Origin of the sequence: Chitinophaga sp. 30R24 (assembly GCF_049056765.1) — a bacterium.
Taxonomy (GTDB): domain Bacteria; phylum Bacteroidota; class Bacteroidia; order Chitinophagales; family Chitinophagaceae; genus Chitinophaga.
The window spans coordinates 394,572-406,290 of sequence record NZ_JBJGXX010000001.1; the positions used below are offsets into that span (position 1 = coordinate 394,572).

Genomic DNA, 11,719 nt, shown 5'->3' on the forward strand with positions numbered 1-11,719 from the left:
ATCAATTCAGTTTGAAAGGAACTACCATCTGGAATTCCGGAATTTTCACTTCCAGGAGTTTCTTATCCAGTTGATTTTCCATTTGATAAGTACCATACATTTTGCCTATCTCTGTCCGGAGATTGGAACCTGAAACGTATTGGTATGTTTCACCCGGCGCCAGCAGTGGTTGTACACCTACCACACCTTCTCCTTCTACTTCCCGGTGAGTTCCATTGGAATCAATGATATACCAATGCCGGCGGAGCAGTTTTATAGGAAAAGTGTTATTATTCTCAATGGTAATACGGTAAGCAAACATGAATTCGCTTCCAATAGGATTAGAATAATCCGGCTGGTAGAATGTTTCCACGCTGATGGTGATGCCCTCTGTTACCTTCTTAACCATAAAATCAACCTTTAACGTAAAAATAAGAAAAATAAAACCAGTGGCTGGAAAAAATCTGCGGCGTTCTCCACTTTAACGAAACGTTTTAAATAATTTCTATATCATCCAATATAGCAGGATCTTCCTCCGAGGCCCTCGCCGCCACCTCCAGCGCGTTGTTATAATACCCCTTGCGAACGTATTCAGCCAAATATTCCCGCAAAAATCCTAAAAATCCCAGGCGCTGGTATTGTTTCACATGACAAGCTTCATGCCGCATCCAGGCAACATCAGACAAAAAGCGTTCCCTGGACGCTCCATACAAATGGATGGTACGTCCTAAAACCATGGCGATAGATTGTACCCGCATAAAACGGGCAGCGATCCGGGCCAGCCATGAACCTTCCTTGATACAGCATGTTATTTTTTCCAATCTTCTTCCTGAATAACGTAAATCTACGGGAAATATTGAATCTCTGCAGAAAGGAGCACCACCCTCTTTATTTATAACCTGCACCCACCTCTAAAAGGGAGAGCAGGTTTACCTCTTTTTCATCATTTATTCTTCTTAATGGTATAAAGATCCGCCTTTACAGCAGGAGAAAAATCTGCTATATTACATTCCGAACCGCTTATTTTTGCATCAAACCATCAACTGTGAATATCGAAGCAATATATAGTATCTATGAGCAATATCGCTCCGTACAAACAGATACCCGTAACCTGAAGCCTAACGACATCTTCTTTGCATTGAAAGGGGATCACTTCAATGGTAATGAATTTGCCGCCAAAGCGTTGGAAATGGGGGCTGCCTTTGCTATAGTAGACGAAGCCGCTTACTATACCGTACCCGAAAAAATGATACTGACAGACAATGTGTTAGACACTTTGCAACAACTGGCTTTATGGCACCGGAAACAATTAAATATTCCTTTCCTGGCTATTACCGGCACTAACGGTAAAACCACTACGAAGGAATTGATCAATACCGCTTTGTCTGCCGGACTGAAAACCTACGCCACCGTAGGTAATTTAAACAACCATATAGGGGTACCGCTAACTATTTTACGTATACCAACAGATGCGCAGATCGCCGTAATAGAAATGGGGGCCAACCATCAACAAGAAATTGCCAGTTACTGCAAAATAGCCCTACCCACCCATGGGATTATTACCAACATAGGTAAAGCCCACCTGGAAGGCTTTGGCAGTGAAGAAGGTGTAAAGAAAGCTAAGGGAGAGCTATACGATTTTCTGCGCGCCAATAATGGTACCGTATTCGTTTGCAACGATTACGACTACCTGATAAATATGGCAAAGGGCATTCAGCAGATGGTTACCTATGGTAGTCAGGAAGCAGATTATGTGGGGGAAGCCATCACCGACAGCGCCTTTCTCGCAGTAGAAGTAAGAGGCAATAGCCAGGTAGGATTTATTCAAACACAATTGGTAGGGGCCTATAATTTCCCGAATGTAATGGCTGCCGTAGCTGTGGCTAGTCACTTTGGCGTACCAGAGCCAGCCATTGCACCGGCAATCGCCCACTATGCACCTTCCAATAACCGCTCACAGGTAATACAGCAAAATAGCAATACCATTATCATGGATGCTTACAATGCCAATCCTTCCAGTATGAAAGCAGCCATCGAAAATTTTGCTGGTATTCAAGCACATAAAAAAGTATTGCTCCTCGGCGCTATGATGGAACTGGGAGCAGACAGTGTTAATGAACACCAGGCGCTCGTTAGTTTACTGGAACGTACCCACTGGGATGCTGTTGTACTGGTAGGAGGAGATTTTGGCAAGGTAAGCCATCCTTACATTTTCCTGGAAGACGCCGTAACTGCCGGAAAATGGTTTAAACAACAACAGTTCCAGGATACGCATATCCTCATAAAAGGCTCCAGGAGCACGGGAATGGAGAAAGTATTAGCCTGATTTTGCTATAAAATTGATCGCTATAGAAAATGGGCCTGGTGCAAAGAGTATTGCCAAATACTGCATTATATTCGCATCAGGTCCGTCGAATCACAATATTATCTTTTATTGGAATACCCTTAGCATTTTAATCTTACCCTCATCTTCAGAAAAACCGGCATTACCCATCTCCCCTTGCAGTGTAGATTTCCCTTATTTTAATGACAAACTTTGGCTTATAGAAGAAGATATTCTTTATATATAAAGAACAATAGCGGTTAAAATAATTAAACGGGTAATAATGAATAAGATACGCCCTAATAAGATGGGTGAAATAATGATGTACTGATCAAATAAAAGTCCTGAGATGGCAGTATATCCTTTTAAGGATGGGAATGGCTTTAAAAAAAGACCTGCAAGCTAAAAAACCCGCAGGTGTTCATAACCTATGCCAACTTTAGAGTAATCGTTAAAACTTAAACTTTCAATATTTATACAGCTTAAGTTTTTTAATATTTTGAGTATTGATGTTTTTGTTTGTGTGTTTATAGAGATAACGTAATAGAAAATGAAATTGTTCAAAAATTTTCAAAAAAACTTAGTCCTTTATTTTTTTGCCTTTTTTTCGGGTGTTACATAATTACTTACGACAGCTTAATTTCTTTGGATTGCTAAATTGGAAAAAAAGTTAAAAAAAATCTTATTGTTTATATTTAACATATATAAGCAAATGCTTACTTGATCTCTTGGCAAATTTCGATTAAAACTCCTTTACTGTGCTTAGGATGCAGGAAACAAATCAGTTTATTGTCTGCCCCTTTTTTGGGGGTTTGCTGTAATAAAACGAATCCTTCCTGTTGCAATCTTTCCATTTCTTCGTAGATGTTATCCACCTCAAAAGCGATATGATGCATACCTTCTCCCTTCTTTTCCAGGAACTTAGCGATAGCGCTTTCCGGGCCGGTAGCCTCCAATAGTTCTATTTTGGTTTCTCCCTGCTTAAAAAAAGCTGTTTGCACCTGTTCGCTGCTCACCTCTTCCTGCTTATAACAAGGTGTATTTAATAGCTTTTCGAATAATGGAATGGAATCCGACAGCGCATTTACGGCAATGCCGATATGTTCTACCCTGAGCATGATCAATTTGGTTTAAGGACAGTGGAATGCTTGATCCCTGCTGCTTTCTGAAATATGCTTAACCCGGTAAAAATAGAACTTATGTTGTAAATTTGTTTGGACCGGATTTTAATATAAATAGAATGCTATGTTACAGTTGCCTGTTTACCTGGACAACAACGCCACTACACCCTGTGATCCCAGGGTGGTAACAGCGATGCTGCCCTATTTCACTGAAATATATGGGAATGCCGCCAGCCGGAGCCATCCGTTTGGATGGGCGGCAGAAGAAGCTGTAGACTATGCCCGGGAACAGGTAGCCCAACTGATAGGAGCAGACCCTAAAGAAATTGTATTTACCTCCGGCGCTACCGAGGCAGTAAACCTGGCCATTAAAGGCGTGTATGAGATGTATGCCAGCAAAGGCCGCCATATTATTACTGCCGTTACCGAACACAAAGCAGTATTGGATACCTGCAAGCACCTGGAAAAACTGGGCGCCAGCATTACCTGGCTACCGGTAAACCAGGAGGGGCTGATAAACCTAAGTACATTAGAGGCCGCCATCACTCCCCAAACAATCCTGATCAGTATCATGTATGCCAATAACGAAACTGGCGTGATACAACCCATAAAAGCCATTAGCGATATTGCCAGAAAGCATGAAGTACTTTTTATGACCGATGCTACCCAGGCAGTAGGTAAGATCCCGGTTAACGTAAATACCGACGGGATAGACCTGCTAACCCTCAGTGCCCATAAAATATATGGTCCCAAAGGCGTGGGCGCGCTGTATGTACGCCGGCGCGCGCCGCGGGTAAAGCTCGTTGCCCAAATCGACGGCGGCGGCCATGAAAGAGGGATGCGCTCCGGTACCCTTAATGTGCCAGGCATTGTAGGCTTGGGTAAATCCTGCGAACTATGTGCGGCAGAAACAGCAACCGACACCCAGCGTATACTGCCCATGCGCAACCGGCTCGAAAAAGCATTGCTGGCACTGGAACAATCCTATTTAAATGGTGGCGATGCACCCCGTTTACCACATACCTGTAATGTATCGTTTAAATATGTGGAAGGAGAAGCCCTTATAATGAGCTTCAATAAAATGGTGGCCCTCTCTACCGGATCTGCCTGCACCTCTGCCTCACTGGCGCCCAGCTACGTGCTGAAAGCAATGGGTATCAGCGATGACCAGGCGCATGCATCCTTACGGTTTGGCCTGGGGCGATTTACCACCAACGAGCAAATTGATTATGCCATCCACATCATCACCGAAGCGGTTAATAACCTGCGAAGTACAAGCCCCATCTGGGAAATGTATAAAGATGGCGTAGACCTCGACACTATCGCCTAAAGCTGATAGTGAAATAGTTATATTTGTGTTTTTACAATCCTAATCCTTACTAACTGTTCATGCTAGCCATCTTTAAGAAAGAGATAAACCAGTTTTTCAGCAGTGTTACAGGCTATGTGGCCATCATTCTTTTTTTGCTGGCAAATGGGTTATTACTCTTCGTTTTTCCGGAAACCAGTCTGCTAGATACCGGCTATGCCAACCTGGACCCACTGTTCAACCTGGCGCCGCTTATTTATCTGCTGCTCATTCCTGCCATTACTATGCGCAGCTTTGCCGATGAATTCAAAACCGGTACCATGGAGCTCTTAAGTACCAAACCACTTACCGGCTGGCAGATCGTTCTGGGTAAGTTCTGGGCGAGCATGCTCATTGTAGCTATCTCCCTGTTGCCTACCCTGGTTTATTATTTTGCGGTCCGGTATTTAAGCGTAGATGCCCAACAAATAGACAACGGCAGCATTATTGGGTCTTACATCGGCTTGCTGATGCTGGGAGCTACATTCACCGCTACCGGCATCTGGTCGTCGTCGCTCACCAACAACGCCATGATTTCCCTACTGATCTCACTTTTTACCTGCTTTATATTGTACAATGGGTTTGATGCCCTCAGCAAAATACCTGCTTTTACCGGTAGTGCAGATTACTACCTGCAAATGGCCGGCATCAAATTCCATTATACCTCTATCAGCCGGGGTGTGATAGATAGTCGTGATATGATCTATTTTATCAGCATTATAGGTCTGATGCTCTATCTTACTAAATTATCCCTCCATAGAAAACTCTGGCAAAACGGGTAACATTACCTGATCTAAATGTTATGGCTACACGAAAAAAATACCTGCAGCGTGCAATAGCAGTTATCCTGGTACTCACCTGCATGAATATAGCAGCGGCTCATTTGCATGGCAGATGGGATCTTACAGCAGAAAAAAGATACACCCTCACCAGCAATACCAAGCAGTTGTTGCGCCAGCTCAACAGCCCGGTAGAAATAGATGTTTTTCTGAAAGGCGATTATCCTGCCAGCTTCCGGCAATTGGCACAATCCACCACCGAACTGCTGGAAGAATTCCGGGAATATGGCCAGCAAAATATCCGTTTCAATTTTATCAATCCCGGTCAGGGAATGAGCGATTCTGCCCGGATGAAATTCCTGGGAGAATTAACGGCGCAAGGCATTATGCCCTTTAATATGAAAGTACAGCAAGATGCCAACGACGGTTATGCGGAAAAGCTCATTTTTCCAGGCGCCCTACTGCATTACAAAGGCAAAACCATCGGCGTAAACCTGTTGAAAAACCAGGGTGGGCAAGATCCCATGCAAACGATGAACAGCTCGGAAGCCTTGCTGGAATACCAGTTTGCAGACGCGATCAACAAACTCACGGAAAAACAAAAACCATTGGTGGGTTACATGATGGGGCATGGAGAATCGCTGGGCGCCGAAGTATACGACGCCCTCAATACCTTGCAAAGCAACTACGAGCTGGATACCCTCACCCTGCAAACCACCCCGTGGATACCACGCGACTTTGACGTAATCCTGTTCACTAAACCATCGCAGGCCTTCAGCGATGCCGATAAATTTAAAATAGATCAATATGTCATGAACGGAGGCAAAATATTATGGTTTATCGATGAGTCTACCGCCAGTATGGATAGCTTGCACGACAGACCTGCCTTCTTTGCATTTGACCGGGGCCTGAACCTAGAAGACCTGTTGTTCCGGTACGGCGTGCGTATTAACCAAGACCTGATCATGGATATGCAAAGCGATGCAGTACCGCTCGTAGTAGGCAACGTAGGCAACCGGCCACAGATACAGCCCGTTCCTTTCCCTTATTTTCCGCTGCTTATGCCAACGAAAGCGCATCCTATTGTAAAAAATCTGGATATGGTATTAAGCCGTTTTGTAAGTGCGATAGATACGATTAAAAACGATGCCATCCGGAAAACCGTTTTACTGACCTCTTCCGGAAATAGCCGCACCAACCGTATTCCGGCAGAAATAAGCTGGGATGTAGTAAAAGCACAGCCCAATCCACGTGAATACCGGCAGCAACACCTGCCCGCCGCTGTTTTGCTGGAAGGAAAATTCACTTCATTATTCCACAACCGGCAAGACCCAGCAGCAGTAAATGAACTGCAACGCGCCTCTGGCAAACCTTTCCGTGAAGCCACCGATACCGTAAACAAAATGATTGTTGTGAGCGATGGCGACCTTATTGCCAATGCAGTATCGCGCAAAGAAGGCCCATTGCAGATGGGCATTAACGAATTTAACCCAGGCTTCGCCTTTGCCAATAAAGAATTTTTCCTAAACTGCTTGGAATACCTGAGCGGTAATGGAGGGATTATGGAAGCACGCAATAAAGAAATTACCCTGCGCCTCCTGGACACCGAAAAAATAAAACAGGAAAAAACCAAATGGCAAGCTATCTGCTTTCTGCTACCAATCGGACTGGTGCTATTATTTGCCATGGTATTCCAGTTTGTGCGTCAAAGAAAATATGGACTTTAATTTAGCAGCCGGGGGCATTCAATAGATTAGCCGCTAGCTGCTAAAAACGAAAAGCTTATCTTTGCTGCTCATAAAAACCAGTTTCATGGACAACACCCAGTTGACCTATCTCATTTTTTTTATGGTGATAGGGGGAGCTTTGGTTTTTGATCTTGGTTTATTCAGCAAAAAAAACAAGAAAACCTCCATTAAAATTGCCTTGTGGCAAAACATTTTCTGGGTAGGCTTGTCTTTGCTGTTTTTTGGATTCATATGGTTCGAAGATGGGGCTCAGCCGGCCATCGACTTTATGAGTGCTTACCTGATGGAGAAGTCGCTTTCGATGGATAACATCTTTGTATTTATTCTCATCTTTGGTTTTTTTAAAATAAAAGAAGAATCTTATTCACGGGTATTGCTAGTAGGCATATTAATGGCACTCGTATTAAGAGCTATTTTTATTAGCGTGGGCATGGCGCTTATCCACAGATTTGAATGGATTTTATATATATTCGGGGCATTCCTTGTTTATACAGGTTTTCAAATGTTTCATACCAAAGCGGAAAATGAATTTAAACCTGACGCAAACCCCGTATATCGTTTTATGAACAAATACTTGCGGATAACAACAGCAGCACCTAACGGTCGTTTTTTTATCCGTAAAAACAATAAAACGTATCTTACCACTTTATCGCTGGTAGTGGTCATGCTGGCCGTAACGGACATTATATTTGCATTAGATTCCATTCCGGCTGTATTTGCCATATCGCGTGATCCCATGGTGGTATATACATCTAACATATTTGCGGTACTGGGACTGAGGTCTCTATTCTTTTTACTGAGGGGAGCGGTAGATAAATTTGAATATCTTCCCAAAGGCATAGCCATTGTACTTATTTTTATCGGCCTGAAGATGCTGGCAGAATTTTTCCTGGAAAAGTACAATATTCACTTACCGGTATACGTCTCACTGTTAGTGATTTTGCTATGTCTTGGAAGTTCCATCCTCTATTCTCTTTATCATCAAAAAAGGATTACCGGATAAACAGTGAAGTAAAGAGCAGGGAGCAAATAACATCTTGCTACTGCTAAGTGATTATTCAAACCTGATAAACGTGTATAACGCAGCAAGCATCAACAAGACTTTGAAAGGAGAATTGTTGCAAGAGACCGGATTTTCTGAGATTGACCATCTTTTATTGGATAGCCGGAAGTTAAGCTTCCCGGAAACGTCGTTGTTTATTCCGCTGGTAAGCCCTCGCCGGAATGCCCACCAATATATAGAAGAGCTGTACCGTAAAGGGGTGAGTAATTTTATTGTGAGTGAGCCTGTACCACTGGAAAAATATCCTAAAGCCAATTTTATCCTGGTAAAAGACACCTTGCAGGCATTACATGCGCTGGTGGCTTTTCACCGTCAACAGTTCCATATCCCTGTTATTGGTATTACTGGCAGTAATGGCAAAACCATTGTAAAAGAATGGTTGTACCAACTGCTGGAAAAAGATTATAACATTGTTCGTAGTCCTAAAAGCTACAATTCCCAGATTGGAGTGCCATTATCTGTATGGCAGATGAAGCCGGAACACCAACTGGCTATCTTTGAAGCGGGGATCTCCCAGCCAGGGGAAATGGTGAACCTGGAAAAGATCATGCGCCCTACTATTGGCATCTTCAGTAATATTGGCGAGGCCCATAGCGAAGGTTTTTTAAATATCCGTCAGAAGATCAACGAAAAACTGGTACTATTTGCCAAAAGCGATATCCTCATTTACTGCAAAGATTACCTGGCCCTGAATGAATGCGTATTAGCGTTCCATAACCAGGTAGGTAAAAAGGAAAACCAGGAAGGCGGGCCGGAATTGTTTTCCTGGTCACGCAAAACCGATGCAGACCTGCGTATCACCCACGTAGACAAACAGGATAACCATACCCGGATAGATGCGCTCTACAAACAAGAACCGCTGCACTTCAGCATTCCATTTGTAGACGAAGGCTCTATCGAAAATGCCATCCACTGTGTAGCCCTAATGCTATATCTGGGCAAAGAACAGGAAGTGATCCAACAGCGGATGGATCAGCTGAGCAATATTGCCATGCGGCTGGAATTAAAACAGGGCATTAATAACTGTTCTGTTATCAACGACAGTTACAACCTGGATTTAGGCTCTCTAACCATTGCGTTGGACTTTTTACACCAGCAACAACAACATGCTACCCGCACCGTAATATTGAGCGATATCCTGCAAAGCGGTAAAAGCGACGCTACCTTGTATGAAGAAGTAGCTGAGCTGCTGCAGAAAAAAGGGATCAATAAATTGATTGCTATTGGTAAAAACATTGGACGCGAGAAAAAAAGCTTTCAGCAGATAGAAGGGCTAAAAACACAGTTTTTTACCACTACCGATGAATATATCCAGCAATTCAATGCTGATGATTTCCAGAACGAAACCGTTTTAGTAAAGGGAGCCCGTATATTTCAGTTCGAACGCATCGGGAAAGTACTGGAACAAAAAGCACATCAAACCATTCTGGAAATCAACCTGACCGCCGTCTCCCATAATGTAAAGCTGTATCAGTCGATGTTAAAGCCTGATACCAAACTGATGGCAATGGTGAAAGCATTTTCTTATGGAAGCGGCAGCTTCGAAATTGCGAACCTGTTGCAATTCCATGGCGTGGATTACCTCGCCGTAGCCTATGCAGATGAAGGTGTGGAACTGAGAAGAGCCGGCATTACCATGCCGATTATGGTCATGAACCCAGAACCGGCCAGTTTTGATAGCATTTTGCATTGGCACCTGGAACCTGAAATTTATTCCATGCAGATATTGCTGCAGTTTATGGAAGAAGTAACCGCTACCGGCAAAGCAGCATTCCCCATCCATATTAAGTTGGATACCGGCATGCACCGGCTGGGCTTTGTAAAAAGCGAAATCCCGGCATTGGCCCAGGTACTCACAGACAGCCCATTGTTGAAGGTACAGTCCATTTTCAGCCACCTCGCAGCCAGCGAAGATCCGGAAAAGGACGCACTTACCCAGCAACAAGGACGGCTGTTCTATGAAATGAGCCACGAATTGCAAAAATCACTCGGATATACCGTAATCCGGCATATCGCCAACAGCGCTGCTATCAGCCGCCATCCAGACTTACAGTTGGATATGGTGCGACTGGGCATTGGCATGTATGGTATAGATAGCAGTCGTGATATCCAGGATCAATTACGCAACGTAAGTACCCTAAAAACCACCGTAGCGCAATTAAAGCACTTACAAGCCGGCGATACCGTGGGGTATGGCGCCAAATGGGAGGCCAAAGGGCCGTCCGTTACCGCTACCGTGCGCATCGGTTATGCCGATGGTTACCCCCGCAGGCTTAGCATGGGCGTGGGTAAAATGCTGATCCGCAACAAATTGGCGCCTGTAGTAGGCGTTGTTGCCATGGATATGCTGATGCTGGATGTAACCCATATTCCCGATATTATGGAGGGAGATGAAGTGATTGTTTTCGGGGAAGATTTATCCGTACAAGAACTGTCTGCCTGGGCTAACACCATTCCCTATGAAATATTAACAGGAATTTCACAGCGGGTAAAAAGGGTATATTTCCAGGAATAATGATATTGCAGGCATTGAAATAAACTATTATTTTTGATAAAACTTTAATATCAGTTGAAATATCGTCACGTAGTATTCATCGTTATCCTGATCCTCCTCATTGACCAGACACTTAAATTCTGGATCAAAACGCACCTATTTATGCAAGAGGAATTTGTGATCATCCCCAATTGGTTCCGTATCCACTTTATAGAAAATGAAGGCATGGCATACGGGCTGAAATTTGGAGGCGACTTTGGTAAGATCTTACTTACCCTGTTCCGTTTGATAGCCGTAGTAGTAGGATTTGTGTACATGAAAAAACTGGTAAAAGAAAAGTATAGCATCGGCCTGTTGATCTGCGGATCGCTGATCCTGGCGGGAGCTGCTGGTAACCTGATCGACAGCATGTTCTATGGCCTGATCTTCAACGATAGCGTTGGCTATGAAGTGGCTAAGTTTATGCCTGCCGGTGGCGGATATGGCGGCTTCCTGCACGGCAGGGTGGTAGACATGCTGTATTTCCCCATCTATGAAGGTTATTTGCCTAAATGGGTACCATTTAAAGGCGGCGATTATTTCGTGTTTTTCCGTCCGGTATTTAACGTAGCAGATGCTGCTATCTCTACCGGCGTTATTGCCATACTGTTGTTCCAAAAACGTTTTTTCGGAAAACATACGCACGCTAATGTGATAGAGCATAGTTTATAATAACAAATTTCTTTAAACATAAAGGCAGTGCCATAACAGTTGGCACTGCCTTATTTATGCCGTTATCGGATTAACCCTTACCTATACACGCCATGGGCTATCATCTTCCCGAAAAAATTTACAGCAAAAACAGGCCATTATAATAAATTAATT

The 11,719-nt window shown here is 43.7% G+C and carries 10 protein-coding genes; 7 read left to right on the top strand and 3 right to left on the bottom strand.

Annotated features, from left to right (window positions below; genetic code table 11):
- Position 1: 1 nt before the first annotated feature.
- Both apaG and ACDQ55_RS01640 read right to left on the bottom strand, forming a co-directional pair.
- Positions 2-388, bottom strand: a complete 387-nt coding sequence (gene apaG, locus ACDQ55_RS01635; protein ID WP_143304535.1) for a Co2+/Mg2+ efflux protein ApaG — start codon at positions 386-388, stop codon at positions 2-4.
- 85 nt (positions 389-473) lie between these two features.
- On the bottom strand, positions 474-800 hold the full coding sequence (locus tag ACDQ55_RS01640) for a DUF4157 domain-containing protein (RefSeq protein WP_420979288.1): 327 nt from the start codon (positions 798-800) through the stop codon (positions 474-476).
- 224 nt (positions 801-1,024) lie between these two features.
- Here ACDQ55_RS01640 and ACDQ55_RS01645 point away from each other — a divergent pair, with 224 nt between their 5' ends.
- Positions 1,025-2,305, top strand: a complete 1,281-nt coding sequence (locus ACDQ55_RS01645) for a UDP-N-acetylmuramoyl-tripeptide--D-alanyl-D-alanine ligase (protein ID WP_420979289.1) — start codon at positions 1,025-1,027, stop codon at positions 2,303-2,305.
- Positions 2,306-3,018: 713 nt separating this feature from the next.
- Here the strand turns inward: ACDQ55_RS01645 and mce are convergent.
- Positions 3,019-3,420 (bottom strand): methylmalonyl-CoA epimerase, encoded by a 402-nt coding sequence (gene mce, locus ACDQ55_RS01650; RefSeq protein ID WP_420979290.1) that lies wholly within the window; start codon positions 3,418-3,420, stop codon positions 3,019-3,021.
- 127 nt (positions 3,421-3,547) lie between these two features.
- Between mce and ACDQ55_RS01655 the strand changes: the two genes are divergently transcribed.
- From ACDQ55_RS01655 to ACDQ55_RS01680, 6 genes are all read left to right on the top strand, one after another.
- On the top strand, positions 3,548-4,753 hold the full coding sequence (locus ACDQ55_RS01655; RefSeq protein WP_420979292.1) for an IscS subfamily cysteine desulfurase: 1,206 nt from the start codon (positions 3,548-3,550) through the stop codon (positions 4,751-4,753).
- Between the two features lie 59 nt (positions 4,754-4,812).
- Positions 4,813-5,553, top strand: coding sequence for a gliding motility-associated ABC transporter permease subunit GldF (gldF, locus tag ACDQ55_RS01660; RefSeq protein WP_420979293.1), 741 nt, complete (start codon positions 4,813-4,815; stop codon positions 5,551-5,553).
- 20 nt (positions 5,554-5,573) lie between these two features.
- The gene (gldG, locus tag ACDQ55_RS01665) at positions 5,574-7,277 is read left to right on the top strand and encodes a gliding motility-associated ABC transporter substrate-binding protein GldG (RefSeq protein WP_420979294.1); all 1,704 of its coding nucleotides are present in this window, start codon (positions 5,574-5,576) and stop codon (positions 7,275-7,277) included.
- Positions 7,278-7,362: 85 nt separating this feature from the next.
- Entirely contained in the window at positions 7,363-8,301 is a 939-nt protein-coding gene (locus ACDQ55_RS01670; protein ID WP_420979296.1) for a TerC/Alx family metal homeostasis membrane protein, read from the top strand.
- 70 nt (positions 8,302-8,371) lie between these two features.
- The gene (locus ACDQ55_RS01675) at positions 8,372-10,876 is read left to right on the top strand and encodes a bifunctional UDP-N-acetylmuramoyl-tripeptide:D-alanyl-D-alanine ligase/alanine racemase (RefSeq protein ID WP_420979297.1); all 2,505 of its coding nucleotides are present in this window, start codon (positions 8,372-8,374) and stop codon (positions 10,874-10,876) included.
- A gap of 54 nt (positions 10,877-10,930) precedes the next feature.
- The gene (locus ACDQ55_RS01680) at positions 10,931-11,566 is read left to right on the top strand and encodes a lipoprotein signal peptidase (RefSeq protein ID WP_420979298.1); all 636 of its coding nucleotides are present in this window, start codon (positions 10,931-10,933) and stop codon (positions 11,564-11,566) included.
- The last annotated feature ends 153 nt before the right edge of the window (positions 11,567-11,719 follow it).